The sequence below is a fragment of the Bifidobacterium margollesii genome (genome assembly GCF_002860355.1).
GTDB classification, from domain to species: Bacteria; Actinomycetota; Actinomycetes; order Actinomycetales; family Bifidobacteriaceae; genus Galliscardovia; species Galliscardovia margollesii.
On sequence record NZ_NMWU01000015.1, the window covers coordinates 50,061 to 75,454 of the forward strand.

Genomic DNA, 25,394 nt, shown 5'->3' on the forward strand with positions numbered 1-25,394 from the left:
TCCGGCCATTGTTGAGGTGCGATGAGACTGATCGTTGTGGTGCAATACTCTTCTTATCAAGAATCCGTTTCTCCGTGCTGCAATATGGTGCCACTGTTTTGATGTGAATGTGGCGGTATCGTGACGATATTGCATACTAATTATTTCGGGGGGGGGGGTGTCAAATGTAGTCTAAATGCTGTTTGGACGACAGGTGACGAAACGCTTGAAACCATGTTGTTCGATCTCTTTGGTCAAGGTTTTTGCCCAACGAGTTTAGTGGTTCCGAGAAATGGAGTATTAACTCAGATGCTGGGTGAGTATCGCGTTTCATTGATTATGCCGTGTCGTAATGAAAGCGCACATCTGGCTGGTCTGATCGATGAGGTTCCTGATTTCTATGATGAAATTATTCTCATCAGCAATGCCTCGACTGATGATACCTATGAGGTTGCCAAGGATCTTGAACGGCGATACCCGAAATTGCGTGTGCTGAAAGACGACAGAACCATTAATGGCATCGGTTACGGCTTCGCCCATATGACCGGCATGACAGCGGCCAGAGGGGATCTGCTTGTTTGCTCGGATTGCGATGGTACCTATCCGATAGGTGATACTCCCCGCATTATCGAGGAAATGCGGAGAAGGGGATTGGAATTCGCCTCTTGCACGAGATATCCGGCCAAGGATATTCCATTGAAGTTGCAAATGGGTGTGCGTACGCTCAATCTGGAGATAGCGTTACTGTATGGTCTGCGAATCCGAGATTCATTATCAGGCATGTGGGTATTCCATCGTTCAGTTGTACCAAAACTTCATCTTACGGAAGGGGATTGGAATCTTTCCCCTCAGATCAAGCTCAATGCCCACCGGTATTTGGGTGATCGTTTTGGTGAAGTATCTATAAAACAGCGGGCGCGGCATGGGGACACCAAGCAGCGTTATTTCGAAACGGGAATGCGACATCTGCTGTGGATCGCCCGAAATCGATTTGTTCAGGATTGAATTATTCGGGAATCCAAGGGTTGGAGTGGCGCTGGCGTAAGGTAGTAGACGACACGCGAAAGCGAGGCGGCTATGAAACTGTCCATGATCATCAGCGTCGATGTCGATCATAAGGGAGAGGGGCACGGCGAGGATCGTGACCCTGCGCGGCAATCCGATTCCATACGAAGGTGCGATCGGCGTGATCTGTTCGTGATGTTCCACGGATACGGCAATGACGAGCAGGAGATGATCCGCATCATCGAAGCCATCGACCCCGAAGCCGACTACATCGCCGTGCAGGGGCCGATCCGCCGTCGGTACCTCGGCGGATACGCGTGGTACGACAGCGCGGATTGGGATGACGCGCGGATCCAGTCGCAATGCTCCCGGATCGGCGATGAACTGGTGACCCTGCTGGATTCGAGCGGACTGCGGGATCGGCGCATCGTGCTCGTCGGGTTCTCGCAGGGCGGGTATCTGTCCTACCGTCTGCTCGCCGATCACCCCGAGGTGTTCGATGCCGCGGTGCTGCTCGCTCCCTCGTTCCACGATGCGCCGTCGTTCCACGATGTGCAGGGTGTGCTTGCTGATTTCGGCGATCCTTCGAAGTCCGGGAGCCCGGATGATGCCGACGATGCCGACGTTCCGGCCGGTGGAGTGCGCCCGGCCGTGTTCCTCGGCTACGGCACGCGCGACCGGCAGATTCCAGAATCGCAGAAAGACGACATGCGCACGGCCCTCCACCGATTCGCCCGAGTGGAGGAGCACACCTACGAGGGTATGCGCCACGACGTGTGCGACGAGGAATTCTCCGACATCCGCGTCTTCCTGAACGCATAGCGCGACGAGAACCAATCCGCACGATTGAAGCACGATTGAAGGAGGAATCCATGCCCGATTCCCTGACCATGTCCGATCAGCTCAGGGCCGCCGTATACGGCGAAGCGGTGGGAGACGCTCTGGGCGTGCCGTACGAGTTCCTGAAACGCGATACGTTCCGGTGCGAAGGCATGACGGGCGGCGGCACGCATCGACACCCGGCCGGAACATTCTCCGACGATACGTCGATGATGCTCGCCACGTTGGATTCGCTCAATAGGCGTCACGGTCACGTCGACGTCGACGATCTTCTCGAACGGTTTCGTGCATGGCGCTACGACGGTGAATACACGGCCGACGGCATCGTGTTCGACGTCGGTATCGCCACTGACATGGCGTTGGAGTCCGGCCATGGCATGACCGGCGAGCGGAATAACGGCAACGGATCGTTGATGAGATCTATTCCGCTGGCGTTCTTTCCCGTTTCGGACGACGATATTCGTGCCGCCAGTGCCGTCACCCATGCGCATGAGATCAGTACCGAAGCCTGCGTGGCATATGTTCATGCGGCGCGGATGCTCATCAACGGCCTACCGGCGCGGCAAGCGGTCGCCTGCGTTGGATTCGACCGGATATGGGAGGAACCTCGGGAAAGCATCGCATCCACCGGATTCGTCCGGCATACCCTGCGGGCCGCATGCTGGTGCCTGACCACCACGACTTCGTACGCCGACTGTGTGCGGACGGCGGTGAATCTCGGCGATGACACCGATACCACGGCTGCGGTCGCCGGCGCGCTTGCCGGTATCATCTACGGAATCGGTGGCACGACGGGCATTCCGGATGACTGGGTTCGAGCGGTACGCGGCAGAGACGTCATCGACCGGATCATCGCGAATCGTCCGGAATCGCGGTCCACGGCCGAATGACCTATGCCGGTCGGAACAGCCGGCATCCGAGCATTCCTCGGATGCGTGTGACGAGCGTCCGCGCGACGGTGCTATCATATACGCGGTGAGCATCGATCCGTTATCAGCGGGGAGCTTCCGGAAGAACGGCCGGCCGGTCGTCGCGGGCGAACGCGGCGGCGAACGCGGCACCGGCCTATTAGACCCGGCGGGTGGGCCCGACATAGCCCAGGACAAGCGGTCGCATCGGCGTTCCATGAGGTTACGGAACGGGGTGCGGCAAGCGAGGTGGTACCGCGGTCCGGTACGCATCGCAGATGCCGCGTAGGCGGCAGTCGATGCGCGACGTGATCGTCCTCGGCGAACGATGAAGATGCGCCGGGGTGAGAATCCTCGGCAGATGACGAGGAGATAGCGGTGAGCAACAAGTTCCCGAAGGCCGCGGCCGACTCCAGCCTGGAGCACGTCGCGCCGAACCCCAGCTTTCCCGATCTTGAGGTGAAGACCCTCGATTATTGGGATAAGGACGATACCTTCCAGAAGTCCGTCGAACGCAATCCTTCCGGCGATCACAGCCAGAACGAGTTCGTGTTCTTCGACGGCCCGCCGTTCGCCAACGGCCTGCCGCACTACGGCCACCTGCTTACCGGCTACGCCAAGGACGTGATCCCGCGCTACCAGACCATGAAGGGGCGCAAGGTCAACCGCGTGTTCGGCTGGGACACCCACGGTCTGCCGGCCGAACTCGAAGCGCAGAAGGAGCTCGGCATCGACTCGGTCGACCAGATCGAGAAGATGGGCATCGACAAGTTCAACGACGCCTGCCGCGCCTCCGTGCTCAAGTACACGAACGAATGGCAGGACTACGTGCACCGTCAGGCCCGCTGGGTGGACTTCGAACACGGCTACAAGACCCTGAACATCCCGTACATGGAATCGGTGATGTGGGCGTTCAAGCAGCTCTACGACAAGGGTCTGGCGTATCAGGGCTACCGCGTGCTGCCGTACTGCCCGAAGGATCGCACGCCGCTTTCCGCGCACGAGCTGCGCATGGACGCCGACGTGTACCAGGACCGTCAGGACACCACCGTCTCCGTGGCCGTGAAGCTGCGCGACGAGGACGACGCCTACGCCGTGTTCTGGACCACCACCCCGTGGACCGTGCCCACCAACTTCGCCATCGTCGTCGGCGCCGACATCGACTATGTGGAGGTCAGGCCCACCGAAGGACAGTACGCCGGCAAGAAGTTCTACTTCGGCAAGCCCTTGCTCGCCAAGTACGAGAAGGAGCTCGGCGAGAACTACGAGATCGTGCGCGAGCTCAAGGGCAAGGACATGGAAGGCTGGCGCTACTGGCCGGTGTTCCCGTACTTCGCAGGCGACGAGGCCGAGTCCGAAGGCCATGTGCCCGGACCGCAGGGCTACCAGATCTTCACCGCCGACTACGTCGACACCGTCGAAGGCACCGGCCTCGTGCATCAGGCCCCCTACGGTGAGGACGATATGAACACGCTCAACGCCAAGGGCATCAAGAGCACCGACGTGCTCGACGCCGGATGCCGCTTCACCGCGCAGTGCCCCGACTACGAAGGCATGTACGTGTTCGACGCGAACAAGCCGATCCTGCGCAACCTGCGCAACGGTGACGGCCCGCTCGCCGAGATCCCCGAGGATCGTCGCGCCATCCTGCTGCAGGAGAAGAGCTACGTGCACTCCTACCCGCACTGCTGGCGCTGCGCCACCCCACTGATCTACAAGCCGGTGAGCTCCTGGTTCGTCTCCGTCACCAAGATCAAGCCGCGTCTGCTGGAGCTCAACCAGCAGATCAACTGGATCCCGGAGAACGTGAAGGACGGCCAGTTCGGCAAGTGGCTCGCCAACGCGCGAGACTGGTCGATCTCCCGCAACCGCTTCTGGGGTTCTCCGATCCCGGTGTGGGTGTCCGACGATCCGAAGTACCCGCGTGTGGACGTCTACGGTTCCCTCGAGGAGCTCAAGGCCGACTTCGGCGACTATCCGCGCGACCGCGACGGCAACGTGAACATGCACCGTCCGTGGATCGACAACCTCACCCGCCCGAACCCGGACGATCCGACCGGCAAGAGCCATATGCACCGCATCTCCGACGTGCTCGACTGCTGGTTCGAATCCGGTTCGATGTCGTTCGCGCAGTTCCACTACCCGTTCGAGAACAAGGAGAAGTTCGAACAGCACTTCCCGGCCGACTACATCGTCGAATACATCGGCCAGACCCGCGGCTGGTTCTACCTGCTGCATGTGATGGCCACCGCCCTGTTCGACCGCCCGGCCTTCAAGAACGTGATCTGCCACGGCATCGTGCTCGGATCCGACGGCCAGAAGATGTCGAAGCATCTGCGCAACTACCCGGACGTCAACGGCGTGTTCGACAAGTACGGTTCCGACGCCATGCGCTGGTTCCTCATGAGCTCGCCGATCCTCCGCGGCGGCAACCTCATCGTCACCGCTGAAGGCATTCGCGACACCGTGCGTCAGGTCATGCTGCCGCTGTGGAGCTCCTACTACTTCTTCACCCTGTACGCCAATGCGGCCAACAAGGGCGCAGGCTTCGACGCCCGCCGGCTGAACGCCGACGAGGTGGCCGGTCTGCCCGAGATGGACCGCTACCTGCTGGCCCGACTGCGCAAGGTCGTCTCCGGCGTGCAGCGTTCGCTCGACGAGTTCGCGATCTCCGACGCCTGCGACGAGGTGAGCGATTTCATCGACGTGCTCACCAACTGGTACATCCGCAACACCCGCGATCGCTTCTGGAACGAGGATGCCAACGCCTTCAACACGCTGTACACCGCGCTTGAGGTGCTGTGCCGCGTGATGGCTCCGCTCGCCCCGATGGAAACCGAAACCATCTGGCGCGGCCTCACCGGTGGCGAATCCGTGCATCTGGCCGACTGGCCGTTCCTGGCCGACGAGAAGACCGGCGAGGCCACCGAGCTCGGCAACGTGCTCGTGGACGATCCGGCCCTCATCGCCGCGATGGACAAGGTGCGAGAGGTGGTGTCCGGCACGCTGTCGCTGCGCAAGGCCCAGCAGATCCGCGTGCGTCAGCCGCTCGCCAAGCTCACCGTGGTGGCCGAGGACGTCGCCGCTGTGGAGCCGTACACCGACATCCTCAAGTCGGAGCTCAACGTGAAGGACATCGAGTTCTGCACCATGGAGGACGCCGGCTCCCAAGGCCTGAGGATCGTGCACGAGCTGAAGGTGAACGCCCGCGTGGCCGGCAAGCGTCTGCGCAAGGACGTTCAGCTCGCCATCAAGGCCTCCAAGACCGGCGCATGGCATGTCGGCGAGGACGGTGCTCCCGTGGTCGAAACCCCGAACGGCGAGATCGCGCTGGTGGAGGGCGAGTACGAGCTGATCAACCGTGTGGAGGAGGAGAACGCCGAAGAGGCGGCCAACTCCGTATCATCCGCACTGCCGACCGGCGGCTTCGTGATCCTCGACACCGAGCTCAACGACGATCTGATCGCCGAAGGCTATGCCCGCGACGTGATCCGCGCCGTGCAGGACGCCCGCAAGGAGGCCGACCTCGACATCGCCGACCGCATCAGCCTCAAGCTCGTCCTGCCCGCGGCCGACGCGCCGAAGGCCGAGCAGTTCAAGGATCTGATCGCCAGGGAGACGCTGGCCGAAGGCGGAGTGGAGATTACCGCCGATGCCGATGCCAAGGAGATCGGCGTCGAGGTCGCCAGGATCTGAACCACTGGGATCCGAACTCTCCGGGATCCGACTCGGCTGGGCTGATCAACTCATCTGGGCTGATCAACCGGCTGAGCCGATATCCGTCTGGGCTGATCAGCCGTCTGGGTTGATCAGCCGATAAGGCCGGAATCGTTGCATGTCAGCGGTTCCGGCCTTTGCCGTGTCCGGCGGCGGTCAGCGGCACGGCATCGTTCATGGCGATATCGATCGGTCGGATGTCCGATAGTACCGATTACGGATATTGTCAAGGATTCCGCGGCAAATACGGCAAAGCTTGGCAACATTTTCATCGTCATGGTATTCCCCTCCCTACGCTGGGAACCAGATACCGGAGCTCCCGATACGAAGCGGTAAGCGGCGTTTCGGTATGGTTTATCCACTCCTAAGTCACAGGAAAGAGGAGCACATCATGGCAGAGAACAATCTTCCCATCCTCAGCGAAGAGGTCGCGCTGGAAAAGGGTTTGACCACCGAAGCCGCCCGCAAGCGTCCGGTCAAGATCATCCAGTTCGGCGAAGGCAACTTCCTGCGCGCATTCGTCGACTGGATCGTGCAGCAGATGAACAACAACGGACTGTTCAACGGCAATGTGGCGGTCGTCCAGCCGATCGCCCAGGGACGCGCCAAGGAGATCGAAGCCCAGGACGACCTGTACACCGTGATCCTCGAAGGTCTGAAGAACGGCGAGCAGGTGCAGAGCCGCGAGCTCATCGACTCCATCAGCAAGACGCTGAGCGCCGTGGCCGACTGGGATGAGTTCCTCGCGCTGGCCGACGACCCCGACACCGAAATCATCATCTCCAACACCACCGAAGCCGGCATCGCGCTCGACGACGCCGACTCCTCCGCCGACATCGTGCCGCCGAAGAGCTACCCGGCCAAGCTGGTGCAGCTGCTCAAGCGCCGTTTCGACAAGGGCCTGCCCGGATTCCTGATCATCCCGTGCGAGCTGATCGCCGACAACGGCACCACGCTGAAGGCCGACCTGATCGAACAGGCCCGGCGCTACGGCTACGGCGATGACTTCGTCGCATGGATCGGCGAGGCCAACAAGTTCTGCAACACGCTGGTCGACCGCATCGTGCCCGGCTACCCGCGCGACCGCGCCGAGGAGCTGTGGAACGAGCTCGGCTACGTGGACAACAACATGGTCAAGGCCGAACCGTTCCTGCTGTGGGTCGTCTCCGGCGACACCGAGGCCATCGACAAGGCCCTGCCGGCCAAGCAGCTCGGCATCGATCTGGTGACCCCCGAATCCGTAGTGCCCTACCGCGAACGCAAGGTGTTCCTGCTCAACTGCCCGCACACCACGCTCGCCTCCGTGGCCCGTCTGGCCGGCGTCGCCACCGTGGGCGAAGCCATGAACGATGAGGACGTTCGTCCGTTCATCGAAAAGGAGATGGCCGAGGAGATCATCCCGGTGCTTTCCCTGCCGGAGGATGAGCTGAAGGCGTTCGCCGCCGCCGTGCTGGAACGCTACGCCAACCCGTTCGTCAAGCACGCGCTCGACTCCATCGCCCTGAACTCCGCCTCCAAGTACGTCACCCGCTGCCTGCCGGTGCTGCTGGGCAACACCAAGGAGGGCCGTCTGCCCAAGCGTCTGGTGCTGGCCCTCTCCGGTCTGCTGTACACCTACGGCGGATTCGCCGAAGGCAAGGTGGCGATCACCGACAACCCCGACACGCTCGCCAAGTTCGAGGAGGCCGCCAAGTCCGACGACTATGTGGCCGCCATCCTCGCCGACGCCTCCGTGTGGGGTCAGGATCTCACCGAGGTCGAAGGTCTGGTCGATGCGGTGAAGGCCAACATCGAGGCCATCAAGGCCGAGGGCATCCGACCGCTGATCAAGGCGCTCGCCTGATTCTCGAACGCTTGATTCTAGAAAAAGGACAATGACTCAAGGACAATGACTATGGATACGATTCATCTCGATCCGCATGACAAGGTCGCCGTCGCCGCCCGTGATCTGAAGAAGGGCGAGGCCGTGAAGGTGGATGGGCTTGCCGAGCCGGTCGTTCTGCTTGAAGACGTCGGTCGCGGCCATAAGGTCGCCATCGAGGACATTCCCGCGGGCGAGCAGATCATCAAGTACGGCTATTCGATCGGTCACGCCAAGGTCGACATTCCCAAGGGTTCGTGGGTGCACACCCACAACACGAAGTCGAACCTCGGTCCGGATCTCAAGTACACGTACGATCCGGTGCCGGACGTCGTCAAGCCGGGCAGCAAGCCCAGCGACCTGACGTTCCAGGGGTATCGTCGCGCCACCGGCAAGGTGGGCGTGCGCAACGACCTGTACATCGTGCCGGCAGTGGGTTGCATCAACTCGCTGTGCGACAACATCGCCAAGCAGTTCGAGGCGCTGCATCCCGATCGCGGCGCCTTCGACTCCATCATCATCGCGCATCATCCGTATGGCTGCTCCCAGCTGGGCGGCGACCACGAGATGACCAAGCGCATCCTGCAGGACATCGCCATGCATCCGAATGCCGGCGGCGTGCTGGTGGTGGGTCTTGGCTGTGAGAACAACCAGATCCCGCAGTTCAAGTCCGAGATGACTCCGCTGATGGGTTGCTGCGGGGTCGATGACGAGCCGAGCGACGAGGTCGTCAAGGATCTGCAGGACGGGCTCGTCTACGATCCCGATCGCGTGAAGTTCATGATCTGCCAGCTTGAGGACGACGAGTACGAGACCGCCGCCAAGCTGCTTGAGGAGATCAACGCGGCCGCGCTCAAGGATCATCGCGAACCCATTCCGATCAGCGAACTGACCGTGGGCGTCAAGTGCGGTGGTTCCGACGGTCTTTCCGGCGTGACGGCCAATCCGCTGGTCGGCAAGTTCGCCGAATGGCTGGCCGAACAGGGCGGCAAGGTGGTGCTCACCGAGGTTCCCGAGATGTTCGGCGCCGAGCAGGTGCTGATGGGCCAGGCCAAGGACGAGCGGACCTTCGAGGACATCGTCAAGCTCATCAAGGACTTCAAGGACTACTTCCGCAAGTACAACCAGCCGATCGGCGAGAACCCTTCGCCGGGCAACAAGGCAGGCGGCATCACCACGTTGGAGGACAAGTCCCTCGGCTGCATCCGCAAGGGCGGCAAATGCGAGGTCACCGACGTGATCGCGTACGGGCATCAGGCCACCGAGCCGGGTCTCACCCTGCTGCAGGCGCCCGGCAACGATCTGGTCGCATCGTCCGCGCTGGCCAGCGCCGGTTGCAACATCGTGCTGTTCACCACCGGTCGAGGCAACCCGTACGGCACCTACGTGCCCACGTACAAGGTCGCAACGAACGTGCCGCTCGCCACCAAGCATTCGCGCTGGATCGACTTCAATGCCGGTCGTCTGCTCAGTGAGCGTATGGACGACGTCCTGCCCGACTTCATCGAGGATGTGATGGCCACCGTCAACGGCGAGGAGATCACGCGCAACGAGGAGTACGGCATGCACGAGATCGCCATCTTCAAGGACGGCATCACCGAGTGATTCGCCGGTGCCGGATGGTTCGGTGATACCGGATGATTCGGCACCGCCGTTGATTTCCGCGGATATTGGTAAGGAGCCGCGATACGCTGAACGACGTTTTCCTTTGATCGGTTATACGCCCCGGGTCTGTGTACCCCCGGGGCGTTTTTCGTTGTCGTCGGTCAGTCTCGGCCCACAGGGAGGAAGCCTCCTCTCGCGACACTCGTGGAGCGTCGATCAGGCCATGTCGCGGCGTTCGGGGTTCAGCCGATTAGACTTGAGACAGGTTACGACTGACTTTAATGGAGTTTGGTAAATGAAGAAGGTTACCATTCGCGATGTTGCGAAAGCCGCGGGCGTTTCACCGTCCACCGTGTCGAGAGCGTTTTCGATGCCGGGAAGGGTGAGCCCGGAGACCACGAAACGTATCTTTGCCGTGGCGGACGAGCTCGGATACCATGAGATTCCCGTCGAATCACGTCCGAATACCGGGCACAAGGGGCTGATCGCCATCATCGTGCCGGATATGACCAACCAGTTCTTCACCGACATCGTGCGCAGCGTGCAGCAGGAGTGCGCCAGACAGGATGTGGGTCTTCTGGTGTGCGAGTCTCGCGAGTCCGCGTCCCGGGAGCGCAAGGCGTTCGACAGGGCCGTCTACTATGCGGATGGCGTGATCCTCGCTTCCAGTCGCATGCCTGATTCCATGATCCGCAAATGCGCGCAGGTCAAACCGGTGGTGGTCACCAATCGCATCATTCGCGGCGTGCCCAGCGTGGTGAGCGACATCTCCACCGGCATGCGGCAATCCGTGCAGCATTTCAAATCCCTGGGCTTCGATCGAATCACCTACCTGGACGGTCCCGCGCATTCATGGTCGGCCGGCGTGTGCTGGAACGAGCTGACGAAAGCATGCACGGACGAAGGCGTGCGCATCAAACGGCATTGGCCCGGATGGCCCACCTATGAGGGCGGATACGCGTTGGTGAGCGACTATCTGCGAAGTCCCACCGGCGCGGTGCTGGCCTACAACGACATGATGGCATTGGGCTTCATCGCCGGTATGCGCAAAAGCGGGTACGAATGCCCGGAATCATATTCGATCATCGGCATAGACGACGACATCGTCGGCAAGCTTGCATGGCCCGCGCTCTCGTCCATCTGCCGATCGACACGCATGCTGGGCGTCAAGGCCGCGCAGATGCTGCTGGCTCGGTATTCCGGCGGCTCCACGGAATCCGCGCTGCAGAGCGTGCCAACCAGACTCGTACTCCGAGACAGCACCGGCAAGCGTCCATGATCCGGGCAGGAACGTGGTATAACCATGTGAGACTACACGTAGAGCAGTCGAACAGGCCCGAAACGGGCTTCGAAGAAAGAGGAGACCATGCCACTGCCCAAACCGCCGGAGGATTCCGGATACAGCCCCTCCCATGCCGACGAACTCGCCCGTGCGCACGGTGCCAGCGAAGCCGATCTGGCTTCGGCCAAGGCGTTCGGCGAGGAACTGAGCCTTCATCACGCATGGGGGTTGCCATTCAATGGATACGCCAACGCCGCCGGCTACGGGTACGTGCAGGAGCCGACGCTGGCCGTGGCGCAGGACGGGTGGGACTCCCACGAGGCGTTCGAGAAGCTAAGCTCCGGCGCCCAGATCGCCGTTGTATACCACAGCCTCGAACGCGGTCACGACATCGACCGCGAGTCCGCCCGTAATTTCCTCAAGCACGAGCACGGCATCATCATCCACGGCAACCAGCCGTACTGATCCGGCGGAACGATCAAGGGCACTGAACGATCAAGGGCACTGGATATTCGGATCGCCCCCGCGTCGCCCCTGATCGCCGGCCGCTCTCATCATAATGAAGGCGGAGGCCCGGCAATTCCGGAGCCTCCGCCTTCATGTCGATCAGGCCGATATCAGCGATAATCGGCGGAATTCAGGGTGCGAACCCCGCTGACAACCACCTTGGTGTCCTCGGAACCAAGCTTCGTGCCATCCTTCGCATGGAACACCGAACCCTCGTCGAGCACGCGCACACTGAGCTGATAGTCGCCGGTTCCCAGCAGCGGGCCGATGAACATCGCACCGTTATAGCGCGTAGGCGCATAGAACGTGAACGGCTGCGAAAGCACCGGAATGCCGCGACTATCGGTGATCTCCACGTTCGCATACCCGCCATGGCAGGAGGAGGAGCCGAGGATCACCACGCGACCCTCGCCATCGATGTCGAACGGCAGACGAATCTCCTCACCCACATGATTCGAATTCAGCTTCGCCGGAATCAAATGTCCGCTGAGCAGCACCTGCGACGCCGAACGCGGATCCCACGCCGGCCAATACTCCGGAATCGACAGGCTGGTTCCGCTCACAGCCAGCGGCAGTATCACCAGCGAGGCGGCCGACGCCTGATGCGGATACGACCAACGGTCTCCGATATACACCGGCACCGTGGAACCATTCGCCACCTTCAGCGGGAACACATACGAACACTGGGAATTCCACGTTCGCGTGCCCTCTGGGGCGAACGTTCCCTGAGCGGTCCACGGGCCGCTGATCTGCGGAGCGCTGTAATAGTAGTTCTCGTTGCTGTCCCAGGCTGTCTTGCCCGAGAACAGCGCGAAATACGTGCCGTCGATCTTCGTGAGCACGGGGGAGGAGCTGCCCGGAGCCATGCCCTTGACCACCAGTTCGGCCGCCGACGTGTAATCATCCGACAGACGATAGATATCACCCTCGCAGAACACGGCGTACGCGGTGCCGTCCTCCTCCTGGAACAGGCCGAGATCCCCCTTACGCAGCGGAGCCTCCTCGTATTCGAAGGCGCCGAGCAGCTGGTACTCGCCGTTGATCGTATCGCTCACCGCCACGCAGGTGATCGGGTCGGTGTGCTTCTTGTTGTCCGTGCGGGCCAACAGCACATACTTGCCGGTGTTCGGATTCCTCAGCACCTTCGCGCGCGAACCGATGCGACGCGGGCCGAGCAGCGAAGTCTCCTCGGTCTGCGGGGCAAGGATGATGCGTTCGAAATGCCAGTGGGCCAGATCATCAGACGAATAGCAGGCGAAACCGCCGAAACCGTTGCCGTCGTCGGTCTTGCGCTCGCCGATGAGCCAGTAGCGTCCCCCGTCCTCGATGATGGAGGCGCCGTGTGCGTTTACCGTGTGCCGTTCGTCGTCGAACCAAGGCACGCCATTGTAAATAATTGGTGTTTCCATACCTCCTACTGTAGAACCGTGTGCGGATCACCGTGTGATTGACGCGGCACAACCGGCAACAGATCGGCGGAAAATCAGCGGACTGAGTATTCTTATCCGCGTGAAAACGAGAGACACAGGGAAGATCAGCCTCGCCAATGCCGTAGGATACGGCATCGCCGACTGCTACGGCGGTGGCGGCCCCACGCTCACCGGCACCTACCTCGCCGTGTTCTGGACCCATTTCTGCGGATTCGACATCGGCACCGCCCAGGGCATCATCGGCGGCGCGGCGGTGGCCAGCGCGGTGTGCGCGATTCTGTTCGGCCTGCTGTCCGAACGGTTCTACCTGTTCCGTCTGGGGCGCCGGTTCGGCCGACGTCGGTTCTTCATCATGCTGTGCTCTCCGCTGGTGCTCATCACCCTGCTGATGTGGGTGCCGGGATTGCCGAAACCGATCTACTTCGCGGGGTACGTGCTCTATATCGTGCTGCTGCAGATGTTCGGCGTATGCTACGCGGCTCTTCCCGGTGAGATGACCCGGGATTTCGCCGGGCGCTCGCTGCTGTCCACCGTGCGGCTGCTGATCAGCGGCATCTCCACGGCCGTCATCCCGATGTTCGCCAGCTGGGTGCTCACCCGATTCGGGGAGAACAATGTCCATTCGTATCAGCTGTTCGCCACGGTGGTCACGGTCTGCTTCGCCGCAGTGGCGTTCATCAGTTCGCGGGTCACTTGGGAGCTCACTCCCGAGGAGGCCGGCTACGGTGAGGACGAACTGGCCAGACGGCGTGCCGCGGCGCATCGGCGCACTGCCCGCGAGATCATTCAGGCCATCGGCCGTGTGGTGCGCGAATACGCCTCCACGTTCCGCATCGCCACGTTCCGCATTCACATCACGCTGTACCTCATCTGCCTGACCCTGCAGGACATGTTCACCCAGACCTTCGTGTTCTTCGTGCTTTACGACTGGAATCGCACCGCCGCTTTCGCCTCGCTGCTGCTGTCGTTGGCCGTGGTGGCCGAAGTGTTCAAGCCGCTGTGGGGATGGCTGTTCATCCACATCGGTCCGAAGAACCTGTATGCGCTGTGCTACTGCGGCGCGCTGACGGGACTGACGCTGCTGTTCCTCGTCTGGCGCATGGTGGGCGTGCTCCCCGAAGGGCCGTGGGTCGCGCTCTCCGTGGTGGCGTATCTCGTCTGGTGCGTGTTTCGTTCGCTGTCCGGCACGCTGCCGTGGCTGGTCTTCCCGTTCATTCCCGATGTCGACATGATCGTGACCAAACGCAACCGAGCTTCGATCTTCTCCGGACTCACCACGTTCCTGCGGTTCATCTGCACGGGGGTGGCCTCCATCGCCTGCGGGTCGTTCCTCGCTTTGGCCGGATTCGAGCCCAATCATGCTGGTGGGCAGAGCGTCGGAGCCCAGATGGGCATCGCCTTCGTGTGCTTGGGATGGTCGGCGATCGGCTTTCTTATGGCGCTCGTCATTTCCCGTCGGTTCGCCCTCGACCAGCGTGGCGACCTGATCGTGCTCGGCGAAATCGAGCGGCTCAAGGCAGGTGGAGCCAAGGATGCCGTGGACCCGCAGGCCAGGGAGGTGGTGGAGCGGCTTACGGGCGTGCCGTATGAGCAGTGTTGGCGGTGAGGAACTCCTTCGTGGTCATGTGGAATTCCTGCTTGAAGCACCGTAGAAAATGCGTGTACGAAGAGAAGCCGCACTGCTTGTAGACGTTCTGCGCGCTGCCGCATGAGCGGAGCAGCTCCTTGGATTTCAGCAGTCGTTTCTTGACGATGAACTCATGCAGGTTCAGTCCCGTGTTCTTCTTGAACTGACGGGAAAGATAGTATTTGTTGATGAAGAACCGTTCGGCTATGGCGTCAAGGGAAAGATCGTCATTGAGGTGCCCGGACACGTATTCCATGACGTTGGTGATTAACGACGACATCTTGGTATGCGGTGCGACTTCGGTGCCGACCGCCGACGCTCGATTGAGCTCGATCATGAGGTCCAGGAACCGGTTTTCATAGACCAGATCGACGCCGTATGAATCGTCCGGCTCCTTGCCGAGCAGATCCACATGGCGGCGAAGGCTTGTCGGATCCATGGCGATCACGCGACTGTTGCCTTCGAAGCAGGCGTTCAGATCGGTGTTCGGCGTGGAGCGGGATCTGAGGAACCGCTCATGCACATGGATGCAGACGCATTGGCCGCCGGTGATGTCATGCAGGTCATTGCTGCGAATGAACGCCACCATGCCGGGTTCCATGTTGTACTCGCTGCCGCCCAGATGGAATACGCCGGTGCCGTGCAGCATCAGGTCGATCTCATGAAAGTCGTGGTAGTGCAGCTGCTCGGCGATCTGAGAACCCACACGATGGATTTCGAATCGATTCATGGCATGCCCCTGTTCGTCGTCGAGCGGTGTTCCTGACCTTCAAGTGTATTCGCTTCGTTCACTCTTTGAAACGATCTTGAAAGAGTGAATTGGCTTCTGTTTGCTTCTGTGCGATGATACTAGTTTCATGTTCGTTTTGGGCGCCTGAAAGTGGTACATGGATGGTATTTTCATTCACTCTTCGCGGCCATGGCTCAAAGAGTGAACGCACGGTTATCCACATTGCCCGAAATTCCCCATCCGGAAGGCGGAAAATCGCTACCTTAGACCCCATGACTGGCTTTATGAAAAAGGATTCGGAGCTATGCAGCTCCCGGCAGCGGGTGATCTGCACCCGTCTTGCGGAGCAAATTGGGATCGCGCCCACGTTTTCTCTGGCGGTGCTGGTGATGCGCGCAGGGTTGGGGCGTCCCGAAGCGAACTTCAGAATCGACCTTCCGGATGGTGGCTATCGCTTGGTTGATCTTGCTTACCCTGATCTGAAGCTGGCCATCGAATATCAGGGAGCGTATCATGCGGATCCCTCCCAGATGCGAGCCGATGCGTCCCGCTGGAATCAACTTCGTGCTCTGGGCTGGGAGATCGTATTCGTCACCGCCGACGATCTGCGCACCGATCGGACGAGGAGGCTGATCATCGAGGTGATACGAGCCACCATGAGACGTCAGGCCATTCTGCTGAATCTTGCCGCCGTGCTGTGACCTGCGGGCCGATGTCTCCCTGCCCTGTATCGTGGAACGGGTTATCGGCACGACAAGGAGCATGACATGACTTCGACGATTGATCAGATCATCCTATGGTACGGGCAGCTGCCGTCCGCCATGCAGACGGTGGTGACCGTCGTGGTCGGGGCGGCTGTGGCGTATGTGGCGTTCAAAATCGTGATACGGCTCATCGCAGGCATTGTGGGCGGCATCGTCGCGGCGGCGCTGGCGTTTCTGCTTACCACGGTGCCCGGCAACATGCTGATGTCTCAGGCGTACGACCGCATCGAGCAGCAGGTTTCCAGCTCGCTGAGCCAACGATGATGCTGCGCCTGCCGACCGGAGATATGTCGCATAGATCACCTTGCAAACCATGGCTTCGTTTGCGCAATCTTCACATTTCGTTCCTATGGTGGGCGCTGTCATCGGGAGATGACGTACAACAACATAGGAAATGAGGCAATCATGGCATTCGATAAGAAGAACTTCGTTCGCGGTCTGGCTCTGGCAAGCTTCTCCGACATGAACTACATCAGCGAGGACATGGCCAAGACCATGTGCGAGATCAGCCGCGAGATGATGATGGACGAGAAGTGATCCTCGCCGCGCGCTGACAGGGGATACGGCCAAAGGCGTCCGTACCATACCCGGTGGATTGTTGCCGCTCTGATGATATGCGGCAGCCGTCGTTCACATGGATGAACAGGCGATCACGCAGATATTCGATACGGCATGCGGCTCGTATCGGCGAACGACTCTCGGGGCGCATGGTCGCGATTACAGGCCATAGGTATTATCTATGGCCGTCCACTGGAAGAGCCGCCATATGAAGATGCTCTCCGCCATACAGTGAAACGGATGACATGCCGATGATGAAGGGGTGAAGCATGACGGCGGTGATGAAACCGGAACGATCGACGGGGGAATCCGAACGGACGGTGGGTGAGAACGCGCACACCGGCCTGCAGCGGAAGATGGAGACCCGACATCTGATGATGATCGCGCTGGGAGGCGTGATCGGTACGGGGCTGTTCCTCAGCTCCGGTTACACGATCCATCAGGCTGGGCCCATCGGCACGATTCTGGCGTATGGCATAGGTGCTCTGAACGTCTATATGGTCATGCTGTGCCTTGGTGAACTCGCCACCGCCATGCCGCAGACCGGATCGTTCCATGTATATGCGAAACGGTTCATCGGTCCGGCTACGGGATTCACCGTCGCCATCATCTACTTTCTGGCGTGGATGGGCGCGCTTGGCTCGGAGTTCACCGCGGCTGGCCTCATCGTGCGCAAGTGGTTCCCCGATTCGCCGGCATGGGCGTGGAGCGCACTGTTCATCGTCCTGATCTTCACGCTCAACGCGCTGTCGGTGCGGTCGTTCGCCGAAGCGGAGTTCTGGTTCGCCGGCATTAAGGTGGCGGCGATCATCGTGTTCATCGCCATCGGGCTGCTCGCCATTCTTGGCATCATCCCGATCGCCGGATACACGCATGCACCGGGATTCGGCAATCTGATCCGCGACGGCGTGTTCCCCAATGGCTTCGCCCCGGTATTCTCCACCATGTCCACCGTGGTGTTCGCTTTCGCCGGCACCGAACTGTTGGGCGTGACGGCTGGAGAGACCAAGGATCCGAGCCGTAACATCCCCAAGGCCATCCACACGACGTTCTGGCGTCTGGCCATCTTCTTCATCGGATCCATCGTGGTGATGTCGGCGTTGATCCCGTGGCAGAACGCCGGTGTGGAGCAAAGCCCGTTCGTGCTGGTGTTCGACGCGATCGGTCTGCCGTTCGCCGGCGACATCATGAACTTCGTGGTGCTTACGGCCATTCTCTCCGCCGCGAACTCCGGCCTGTACGCTTCCACCCGCATGCTCTGGTCGCTGTCCAACGAACGCATGATCCCGCGGGTGTTCTCGCGCACCACGAAACGCGGCGTACCGCTGATCGCTTTGTGCACGGCGATGCTGGGCGGTCTGCTCGCGCTGCTCTCCTCGGTGACGGCCGCGTCGGTGATCTATCTCGCTCTGGTTTCCAGTGCCGGGCTCGCCATCGTGATCGTGTGGGTGGTGCTGGCCGTGTGCGAGTTGAGGTTTCGCGGTGAGATGAAGCGTGAGGGAAGATCAGAGCGGGAACTGGCCTTTCATACGCCGGCGTGGCCTGCGGTGCCGATCGTCGTGCTGGTGCTCAGCGTGGGGACGATCGTTCTTTCCGGTGTCTATGAGTCCATGCGATCGTCGTTGATCTATATGATCGTCATCATCGTGTTGTGCTATGCCGTGTACGGCGTGAAGTCGCTTGTGGCGGGGAGGAGGCGATAGCGCAATCACGCGATCAGGTGGATGGCGAGATCGGCCGGGATGAAGGATCGGCCGGGATGGCAAACTCGACCGGAATAGAAAATCTAATATAAAAAATCCCGGAACCTCGGTTCCGGGATCTGGTGGCTCCTGCGGCTGGGCTTGAACCAGCGACCGTCCGATTAACAGTCGGATGCTCTGCCAACTGAGCTACGCAGGAATACGTTGGTGCACTGTGCTGCGCACAAGACATAAATATTATGTATGTGATGTGGTGACGTCAAATATCGGCGTGTCGTATTGCTGTTCGTTAGTAACCCGTAAGGGAAACGCCGAGTGGAGGAACCGTGTCGTTAGCGATTCGTAAGGAAATGCGTTTGGTCGTGTGACCATCCATAATATGGGAATCTGAGGTACTGGCGATATTTGCGTCATCGCCTGCACCGTTCGAGGGCTTTGATCCTTCGGACATGAGGAGAATGAGGGTGATGGGGTATGGGCAGTGCGATTCTGGTGACCGAGGTTCTGTTTGCGGTGCTGGTGTCGTCGTTCCTCAGTCGGTTTCTGCCGAAGATCTCCACGCCGCTGATCCAGATCGCCTTCGGCATCGTCTGGTATTTCACGCCCTCGTTGCCGAACGTCACGTTCGAGCCGGACATGTTCATGCTGTTCTTCATCGTCCCGCTGTTCTACCTCGAATCGCGCAACATCGACCGTAAGGCGTTGCGGCAGGATCTTGGGCCTTCGCTGTCGCTCGCAGTGGGTCTTGTTCTGGTGCTGATGATTCTCAGCGGCGTGACCGTGCATGAATTGTGGCCCGCCATTCCCATGATGGCAGCGGTGGCGATGGGCGCCATCATCAGCCCCACGGACGCGGTTTCCGTGGCGCAGCTGGGCGGCGTGGTGCGGCTGACCACTCGTCAGCGTTCGGTGCTGCAGAGCGAGAGCCTGCTCAACGATCCGGTAAGCCTCGTCGGCTTCCAGACCATGCTCGTGGCATTGTCCACCGGGCGGTTCTCGCCGGTGAGCTTCAGCGAGCAGGTGATCATCAGCTTCATTCTGGGCACGGCGGTCGGTGCCGTCATCGGACTGGTGTTCGATCGGATGATCCTCACCATGCGCCGGCACAATCTCGAAGACGTGACCATGCGCATCCTCATGGAACTGTTCCTGCCGTTCGGCGCCTATCTGGCGGCCGAAGGGCTGGGCATATCGGGGCTGCTCGCCGTCGTGGCCTGCGGTGTGGTCATCACGTTCCCCCATAAGGGGGTCGGCGGCGACGTGGCGCGCGTCAATCTGGTGTCGAATTCGGTGTGGCAGTTCGTCGATTTCCTGCTCAACGGCACGGTGTTCGTGCTGCTCGGCATTCAGGTGCCCGGTGCCATGCGCACCATCGTGGAGGACGATCGGGTTGATCTGCGTATGGTGCTCGGCATGGTGGTGCTGCTCACCGTCATGACCCTGGTGCTGCGATTCATCTGGTGCGTGGCGACGTTGCGCATTACCAAGGACCGCAAGACCGGCTTGCGCAGGAAGATGACGAGGGAGCGTTGGCACTCGGCCGTGGTGATGACCTTTGGCGGGCCGAAGGGCGCGATATCGCTGGCGATGGCGTACTCGTTGCCGTATTCCATCGATAACGGCGCAAGCGTGCCGGTGCGTGACATCATTCTGTTCATCGTCTCCGCGTACATCATCATTTCGATTCTGATGTCGAATGTGATGCTGCCGTTGCTTTCGCCCAAGCCGACGGATTCCTCTAAGGAGGAGTGGGCTCGACGCGACGTGGAGATGCTGCGCCGGACGATCGCGAAGATCGTCGACAACGACACCCCGGAGACGCACGCCGCCACCACGCAGGTGCTGAAAAGCTACAACGAGCGTATTCACCGGGTGGAGACCAATCTGCCGACGTCCACTCTGAAGGATGCCAACGAGCTGCGGATACGCACGCTGCAATGGGAGCGCGACTGGCTGCAGGAGATGCTGGATTCTCGCAGCGGGATTCAGCATCCCGACGCCGAGACGAGGAAGCAGCTGCAGGGGGCGCGATACTTGCTGGACCATGTGGAAGGCGCGTTGGAGCGTCTGGATGCGGCTGGCCCGAGACCGGGGGGACTGCGATTCCGCCTGGCGCGGATCCGCCGTCGGTTCATGCCCATCGCGCGGCGGGCATGGGCGCTGATCGCCCGGCATACGCCGGCCATCGAGGCCGAGCGCACCCTGGCCATCCGCAAGGTGCAGGTGCCTCTGTATAACTACGTCATTGACCGTCTTGACGATGTGCTGCTGCAGAAGCAGTATGTGGCTGTGGAGGTGGTGGCTGATCTGCTCGTCGAATACCGCAGGGGACTCAATCAGATCGAAGGCAGGGGGGTGCTGATCAACGGCATTCCCGTGGAGCCGAACGGCATGGCCGGTGTGCGTGCCAACGCCTTGCATATGGAATTGGATACGATCCGTGAAATGCTGGAAAACGGTGAGATCACGAAGTCCGATGCGAAGATCATGCGCACGAACGTGCATCTGATCATGGCTGAAACCGAGCTCTGACAGGGGGGAGGTCCGGCGGTTCCGGTTTCGGCATCGGGACCGGGTCTTCGTTCGCAAACGAGACGACGGCGGGGCTTGACAGATCCCGAGTTTCGTCAAAGCGAAGTCACCTCCCAACAAAGTCGTTTCAAGAACCCCTGACGCAAAGAACCCCTTGACGCATGTCAAGGGGTTCTTTAGCTATGGATCTATCGAATCAATCGAGATTCGAATAATCAATCAGATGTGGTAGTAGAGCTCGTACTCGAGCGGGGTCGGGGCCAGACGGGCCTGATCGATCTCGCCGCGCTTCAGGTCGATCCAGGTTTCGATGAGGTCCTCGGTGAAGACGTCGCCGGCGGAGAGGAAGTCGTGATCCTCTTCGAGGGCGTCCATGGCTTCGGCCAGAGAGCTCGGAACCTGCTTGATGCCCGCGTGCTCTTCCGGAGGCAGCTCGTACAGATCCTTGTCCACCGGCTCCGGAGGCTCGATGTGGTTCAGGATGCCATCGAGGCCGGCCATCAGCTGGGCGGAGAAGGCCAGGAACGGGTTGCAGGACGGATCCGGGGCGCGGAACTCGATGCGCTTGGAGGCGGGGGAGGTGCCGGCCAGCGGAATACGGATGGCGGCCGAACGGTTACGGGCCGAGTACACCAGGTTGACCGGAGCCTCGAAGCCCGGAACCAGACGGTGGTAGGAGTTCAGCGACGGGTTGGTGAAGGCGAGCACGGAGGAGGAGTGCTTGATCAGACCGCCGATGTACCAGCGAGCGAGGTCGGAGAGTCCGCCGTAGCCCTTCTCGTCGTAGAACAGCGGCTTGCCGTCCTTCCACAGGGACTGGTGGCAGTGCATGCCGGTGCCGTTGTCGCCGGAGATCGGCTTCGGCATGAAGGTCACGGACTTGCCGTTGAGGAACGCGGTCTCGTGAACGACGTACTTGTACTTCATCAGATCGTCACCCGCGTGCTGCAGGGTGTTGAAGCGGTAGTTGATCTCCTGCTGGCCGGCGCCGCCCACCTCGTGGTGGGAACGCTCGAGCTGCAGGCCGACCTTCTGCAGGTTGGCGACCATGTCGTCGCGCAGATCCTGATAGTGGTCGATCGGCGGAACCGGGAAGTAGCCGCGCTTGACGCGGTTCTTGAAGCCCAGGTTCGGGGTGCCGTCGTCCTCGACATCAACGCCGGAGTTCCACGGAGCCTCGATGGAGTCCACCTCGTAGAAGGAGCGCTGCATGGAGTTCTCGAAACGCACCTTGTCGAAGATGAAGAACTCGGCCTCGGGAGCGAAGGAAGCCGTGTCGGCGATGCCGGTGGACTTCAGGTAGGCCTCGGCCTTGGCGGCCACCTGACGAGGATCGCGGGAGTAGGGCTCGTCGGTCAGCGGGTCGACGATGGAGAAGGCCACGTTCAGGGTCTTGTGCTTGCGGAACGGGTCGACGTAGGCGGTGGTCACATCCGGGACCAGCTTCATGTCGGACTCGTTGATGGCCTGGAAGCCCTGGACGGAGGAACCGTCGAACGGCATGCCATCGGTGAAGGCGTTATCGATGAATTCGCTGGCCGGCACGGTGAAGTGCTGCTGAACGCCGATGAGATCGGTGAAGCGGACGGAGACATACTCGATGCCTTCCTTGTTGATCAGCGCTTCGACTTCCTCAGGCGTGTGGGCAAAAATCTTATTCTCTGCCACGATCGCTCCTTTATTCATGAGAACTTACGGATAACAGTCTAAAAGTGCGCGTTTCGCATACTCGTCGTTTGGGTTACGAGAATGTTTCGTAATCGCGAAATCGAATGTGCGGCCGCCTTGCCGAATGGTGTGGAGGCATGAAAAAACGGTTTCGCGTCGATATGACGCGAAACCGTTGATACCGCTATGTGAGATGGACGACGGAACGATCGGATGAGACGGTCATCTCATTGATTATTCCGGGATTATTCCGGCCGATCGATCACTTGCCGCGCATCGCACGGCGGCTGATCTTCATCCTGCTCGGATCCATGCCCTTCGGAATGCCCATGGTGCTCTTCGCCTGCAGGGTCTGCAGACGATCGTTGAGCTGTTCGAGCTCGTACTTGGTGAGCTTGACCTTCTGCCTCATCACGGTTTTCTGCAGCTTGTTCAGCGGCACCTGCTTGGGGCCGTCGCCCACGCTGATGCGGTGGATCGGAATCTCCGAACCGCGGGTGATGCGTTGGATCCGCGTTTCCTCACGGTTCATGGCCTTCATCACACGGCCGTAATCGCCTTCACCCACCAGATAGATGCCGGTGCGTCCCGAGCCGCGCCAGATCGCGTCCTTGGTTCGGGCGTCCACCCAGATCGGCTCCTGCGGGAAACTGAAACCACCCTTGGTGATGTTGGCGAGAATCGCGCCGGTCGCGCCGGGCTTGCCTTCGAGCTGCCGGAATCCGACCTTGTCGGCGCGGCGGGTGAGCACCATGGTTCCCAGCAGCAGACCGATCATGACGGCCAGCACCATGGTCAGGATCCAGTTGAGCCAGCCGAATTTGAATACGAGGCACACGATGATGCCCACGATGATCGGCGCGGCGATGGTGCCGCCGATCAGGAACGGCAGCTGCTTGTCGTCCTGCGCGGTGAACTGATAGATCTGCTTGATCTGGCTGAACGTACTCTGCTTCTTCGGCTTCTTGTCTTCTGCCATGATGTCCTCTACGTAATGTCCTTTTCTGATTCATGCAACGGTTGATGTCATGCAACGATGGTGCTGGAGAATAGTGTACTTGACTTTCTGCCAAGATCCTCCGCCGGGCACGGCCGGTCGCGGCTATCGGGTGTGCAGAGGACGGCCGTCGGCCTTGAGCAGCGTCTCTCCCAGCGCTTCGGAGAATGTCGGATGCGGGTGGATCAGTCGTGCCGCCTCGCTGAGCGGGGTTTCGTTGCCGACGATCTGCTCGGCCTCACCCGATAGTTCTGAGACTTCGGGGCCGACCATATGCACGCCCACCACGATGCGAGGGGAGTCCGACCCGTGACGTCGCGCCGAAACGAGGCAGATCGACCCGTTTTCCGCGGCCATCAGCGTACGGGCGTTGCCCAGCATCGGATAGATGGTCTCCTTCACGTCGTCGTAGTCGCCGCATGATTCCGCCTCGTCCCGCGTCAGTCCCACCGCGGCGGCTTCGGGCGTGGAGAACACGATGCGTGGAATCGTGCGTTCCAGTACGGGTTGCGGGTTCAGTCCGGCGATCGCCTCGGCCACCACGATGCCTTGTTCGAACGCCCGATGAGCGAGTTCGTAGCCGCCGGTGATGTCACCCACCGCCCATATTCCGGGAACGCTGGTACGGCCCAGTTCGTCGGTGACGACGTAATGATGGTTGTTTCGGTCGATGCCGACGGCGTCGAACCAATCCTCGTCGGTATTGGGATTCCGCCCGATCGCGACCAGAACGATCTCGGCTGCCGCGGATTCGTCAGCGGATTCGTTACGGGCCTTGTCCGCCTCACCGCGCCGGTAGTGAACGGTGGCGCCGAGATTGGCTCCGGTGTCGATGCCCGTCACCGAGGCATGCGTGACGACGTTCACGCCGATGCGCTTGAGCTCGCGGGTCAGGGTGGTGCCGATACGGCGGTTCCACTGGGAAAGCACGCTGCCTTTGCGGGCGAGAAGCGTTACCTGGCTTCCCGCCATCGCCCACAGTGACGCGAACTCCAAGGCGACGGCGCCGGAACCGATGACGATCACGCTGCGAGGGAATCCGTTGAGACGCAACGCCGTATCGGAATCGATCACCGACTGGGAGAACGAGATTCCCGGAAGAGGCCGCGGGCGCGATCCGGTGGCGACGACGATATGACGTGCGGTGAATGAACGTTCGGCACCGGTTTCGGGATCCCGGATCGCGACGGTATGCCCGTCCGACACGGTTTCGCCGGTCGCCGGACCATCCGTCAGCACGCGTGCCTCGCCGCGCAGCATCTCTACCTTGCGCGCGCGGAGGAGTCCGGAAAGCCCTTCGGTCATGGTGCGTACGGTGGAGTCCTTGTAATCCTGAAGACGGCCGAAATCAATGCCGTCCACGCTCATCATGATGCCGAAGCGTTCGGCCCGCTGCGCATGGTACATGGTGCGGGCGGCGTGGATCAGGGCCTTGGTGGGAATGCATCCACGGTTGAGGCAGGTGCCGCCCGGCTGGTCGTCCCGTTCGGCCAGCCCTACGGAAAGGCCGAGCTGGGCCGCGCGCAACGCCGTGGAATAGCCTCCAGGGCCCGAACCGATGACGATGACGTCGTAGTCGTATTTCGTATTTGCCATATCACTCCTTAACCAATCACTAATCTACCGACCATTGATTGTTTGGCAATGACGGTCGTTTGGCAATGATGATTGTTCGGCAATG

At 60.7% G+C, this 25,394-nt stretch carries 19 protein-coding genes and 1 tRNA gene; 14 read left to right on the forward strand and 6 right to left on the reverse strand.

Annotated elements, in window-relative coordinates; all coding sequences use genetic code 11:
• Nucleotides 1–120: 120 nt before the first annotated feature.
• The 8 genes from Uis1B_RS04835 to Uis1B_RS04870 all read left to right on the forward strand — a co-directional run bounded on the left by Uis1B_RS04835 (nucleotide 121) and on the right by Uis1B_RS04870 (nucleotide 11,662).
• Nucleotides 121–984, forward strand: coding sequence for a glycosyltransferase family 2 protein (locus Uis1B_RS04835; protein ID WP_165782738.1), 864 nt, complete (start codon nucleotides 121–123; stop codon nucleotides 982–984).
• A 72-nt stretch (nucleotides 985–1,056) separates the two neighbouring features.
• The gene (locus tag Uis1B_RS04840) at nucleotides 1,057–1,806 is read left to right on the forward strand and encodes an alpha/beta hydrolase (RefSeq protein ID WP_101616115.1); all 750 of its coding nucleotides are present in this window, start codon (nucleotides 1,057–1,059) and stop codon (nucleotides 1,804–1,806) included.
• A 50-nt stretch (nucleotides 1,807–1,856) separates the two neighbouring features.
• Nucleotides 1,857–2,714 carry an ADP-ribosylglycohydrolase family protein gene (locus Uis1B_RS04845; protein ID WP_243390261.1) on the forward strand — a complete coding sequence of 286 codons (858 nt, stop codon included), beginning with the start codon at nucleotides 1,857–1,859 and terminating at the stop codon, nucleotides 2,712–2,714.
• A gap of 396 nt (nucleotides 2,715–3,110) precedes the next feature.
• Nucleotides 3,111–6,428, forward strand: a complete 3,318-nt coding sequence (gene ileS / locus Uis1B_RS04850; RefSeq protein ID WP_101616117.1) for a mupirocin-resistant isoleucine--tRNA ligase — start codon at nucleotides 3,111–3,113, stop codon at nucleotides 6,426–6,428.
• A 412-nt stretch (nucleotides 6,429–6,840) separates the two neighbouring features.
• A complete protein-coding gene (locus tag Uis1B_RS04855) occupies nucleotides 6,841–8,292 on the forward strand; it encodes a tagaturonate reductase (protein WP_101616118.1) in 1,452 nt (483 codons plus the stop codon).
• Nucleotides 8,293–8,343: 51 nt separating this feature from the next.
• On the forward strand, nucleotides 8,344–9,915 hold the full coding sequence (locus Uis1B_RS04860; RefSeq protein WP_207763382.1) for a UxaA family hydrolase: 1,572 nt from the start codon (nucleotides 8,344–8,346) through the stop codon (nucleotides 9,913–9,915).
• Between the two features lie 295 nt (nucleotides 9,916–10,210).
• Complete coding sequence (locus tag Uis1B_RS04865) at nucleotides 10,211–11,194, forward strand: LacI family DNA-binding transcriptional regulator (protein WP_101616122.1); 984 nt, start codon at nucleotides 10,211–10,213, stop codon at nucleotides 11,192–11,194.
• A gap of 87 nt (nucleotides 11,195–11,281) precedes the next feature.
• Nucleotides 11,282–11,662 carry a glycerophosphodiester phosphodiesterase gene (locus Uis1B_RS04870; protein WP_101616124.1) on the forward strand — a complete coding sequence of 127 codons (381 nt, stop codon included), beginning with the start codon at nucleotides 11,282–11,284 and terminating at the stop codon, nucleotides 11,660–11,662.
• Nucleotides 11,663–11,814: 152 nt separating this feature from the next.
• On the opposite strand, the gene Uis1B_RS04875 is transcribed toward Uis1B_RS04870, so the two are convergent.
• Complete coding sequence (locus tag Uis1B_RS04875; RefSeq protein ID WP_133124842.1) at nucleotides 11,815–13,113, reverse strand: glycoside hydrolase family protein; 1,299 nt, start codon at nucleotides 13,111–13,113, stop codon at nucleotides 11,815–11,817.
• A gap of 100 nt (nucleotides 13,114–13,213) precedes the next feature.
• On the opposite strand from Uis1B_RS04875, the gene Uis1B_RS04880 reads away from it, so the two are divergent.
• On the forward strand, nucleotides 13,214–14,740 hold the full coding sequence (locus Uis1B_RS04880; protein ID WP_165782739.1) for an MFS transporter: 1,527 nt from the start codon (nucleotides 13,214–13,216) through the stop codon (nucleotides 14,738–14,740).
• Here the strand turns inward: Uis1B_RS04880 and Uis1B_RS04885 are convergent.
• The gene (locus tag Uis1B_RS04885; RefSeq protein WP_101616132.1) at nucleotides 14,706–15,491 is read right to left on the reverse strand and encodes a helix-turn-helix domain-containing protein; all 786 of its coding nucleotides are present in this window, start codon (nucleotides 15,489–15,491) and stop codon (nucleotides 14,706–14,708) included. The two genes, Uis1B_RS04880 and Uis1B_RS04885, sit on opposite strands and share 35 nt — an antisense overlap.
• Nucleotides 15,492–15,880: 389 nt before the next feature.
• Here Uis1B_RS04885 and Uis1B_RS11985 point away from each other — a divergent pair, with 389 nt between their 5' ends.
• From Uis1B_RS11985 to Uis1B_RS04900, 4 genes are all read left to right on the forward strand, one after another.
• Nucleotides 15,881–16,192 (forward strand): endonuclease domain-containing protein, encoded by a 312-nt coding sequence (locus Uis1B_RS11985; protein ID WP_279324937.1) that lies wholly within the window; start codon nucleotides 15,881–15,883, stop codon nucleotides 16,190–16,192.
• Between the two features lie 66 nt (nucleotides 16,193–16,258).
• Nucleotides 16,259–16,519, forward strand: a complete 261-nt coding sequence (locus tag Uis1B_RS04895; protein WP_101616137.1) for a hypothetical protein — start codon at nucleotides 16,259–16,261, stop codon at nucleotides 16,517–16,519.
• A 141-nt stretch (nucleotides 16,520–16,660) separates the two neighbouring features.
• On the forward strand, nucleotides 16,661–16,792 hold the full coding sequence (locus Uis1B_RS12445) for a hypothetical protein (protein WP_279324935.1): 132 nt from the start codon (nucleotides 16,661–16,663) through the stop codon (nucleotides 16,790–16,792).
• 302 nt (nucleotides 16,793–17,094) lie between these two features.
• The gene (locus Uis1B_RS04900) at nucleotides 17,095–18,516 is read left to right on the forward strand and encodes an amino acid permease (RefSeq protein ID WP_243390263.1); all 1,422 of its coding nucleotides are present in this window, start codon (nucleotides 17,095–17,097) and stop codon (nucleotides 18,514–18,516) included.
• A gap of 123 nt (nucleotides 18,517–18,639) precedes the next feature.
• On the opposite strand, the gene Uis1B_RS04905 is transcribed toward Uis1B_RS04900, so the two are convergent.
• A tRNA-Asn gene (locus Uis1B_RS04905) sits at nucleotides 18,640–18,715 on the reverse strand.
• Nucleotides 18,716–18,990: 275 nt separating this feature from the next.
• Here Uis1B_RS04905 and Uis1B_RS04910 point away from each other — a divergent pair.
• Nucleotides 18,991–21,048, forward strand: a complete 2,058-nt coding sequence (locus Uis1B_RS04910; RefSeq protein WP_101616141.1) for a cation:proton antiporter — start codon at nucleotides 18,991–18,993, stop codon at nucleotides 21,046–21,048.
• 219 nt (nucleotides 21,049–21,267) lie between these two features.
• Here Uis1B_RS04910 and glnA read toward each other — a convergent pair whose 3' ends face one another.
• The 3 genes from glnA to Uis1B_RS04925 all read right to left on the reverse strand — a co-directional run bounded on the left by glnA (nucleotide 21,268) and on the right by Uis1B_RS04925 (nucleotide 25,309).
• Nucleotides 21,268–22,716 carry a type I glutamate--ammonia ligase gene (glnA, locus tag Uis1B_RS04915; RefSeq protein ID WP_279324936.1) on the reverse strand — a complete coding sequence of 483 codons (1,449 nt, stop codon included), beginning with the start codon at nucleotides 22,714–22,716 and terminating at the stop codon, nucleotides 21,268–21,270.
• 262 nt (nucleotides 22,717–22,978) lie between these two features.
• Entirely contained in the window at nucleotides 22,979–23,695 is a 717-nt protein-coding gene (locus Uis1B_RS04920) for a DUF4191 domain-containing protein (protein WP_101616145.1), read from the reverse strand.
• Nucleotides 23,696–23,818: 123 nt separating this feature from the next.
• A complete protein-coding gene (locus tag Uis1B_RS04925) occupies nucleotides 23,819–25,309 on the reverse strand; it encodes a dihydrolipoyl dehydrogenase (protein ID WP_101616148.1) in 1,491 nt (496 codons plus the stop codon).
• Between the last annotated feature and the right edge of the window lie 85 nt (nucleotides 25,310–25,394).

Coding starts and splice junctions, on each gene's coding strand:
- Uis1B_RS04910 (WP_101616141.1), top strand. CDS start 18,991: ATGGGCAGTGCGATTCTGGTGACCGAGGTTCTGTTTGCGGTGCTGGTG.
- Uis1B_RS04875 (WP_133124842.1), bottom strand. CDS start 13,113: ATGGAAACACCAATTATTTACAATGGCGTGCCTTGGTTCGACGACGAA.
- Uis1B_RS04920 (WP_101616145.1), bottom strand. CDS start 23,695: ATGGCAGAAGACAAGAAGCCGAAGAAGCAGAGTACGTTCAGCCAGATC.
- Uis1B_RS11985 (WP_279324937.1), top strand. CDS start 15,881: ATGCGCGCAGGGTTGGGGCGTCCCGAAGCGAACTTCAGAATCGACCTT.
- Uis1B_RS04865 (WP_101616122.1), top strand. CDS start 10,211: ATGAAGAAGGTTACCATTCGCGATGTTGCGAAAGCCGCGGGCGTTTCA.
- Uis1B_RS04895 (WP_101616137.1), top strand. CDS start 16,259: ATGACTTCGACGATTGATCAGATCATCCTATGGTACGGGCAGCTGCCG.
- Uis1B_RS04925 (WP_101616148.1), bottom strand. CDS start 25,309: ATGGCAAATACGAAATACGACTACGACGTCATCGTCATCGGTTCGGGC.
- Uis1B_RS04840 (WP_101616115.1), top strand. CDS start 1,057: ATGAAACTGTCCATGATCATCAGCGTCGATGTCGATCATAAGGGAGAG.
- Uis1B_RS04855 (WP_101616118.1), top strand. CDS start 6,841: ATGGCAGAGAACAATCTTCCCATCCTCAGCGAAGAGGTCGCGCTGGAA.
- Uis1B_RS12445 (WP_279324935.1), top strand. CDS start 16,661: ATGGCATTCGATAAGAAGAACTTCGTTCGCGGTCTGGCTCTGGCAAGC.
- Uis1B_RS04885 (WP_101616132.1), bottom strand. CDS start 15,491: ATGAATCGATTCGAAATCCATCGTGTGGGTTCTCAGATCGCCGAGCAG.
- Uis1B_RS04845 (WP_243390261.1), top strand. CDS start 1,857: ATGCCCGATTCCCTGACCATGTCCGATCAGCTCAGGGCCGCCGTATAC.
- Uis1B_RS04860 (WP_207763382.1), top strand. CDS start 8,344: ATGGATACGATTCATCTCGATCCGCATGACAAGGTCGCCGTCGCCGCC.
- Uis1B_RS04900 (WP_243390263.1), top strand. CDS start 17,095: ATGAAACCGGAACGATCGACGGGGGAATCCGAACGGACGGTGGGTGAG.
- Uis1B_RS04870 (WP_101616124.1), top strand. CDS start 11,282: ATGCCACTGCCCAAACCGCCGGAGGATTCCGGATACAGCCCCTCCCAT.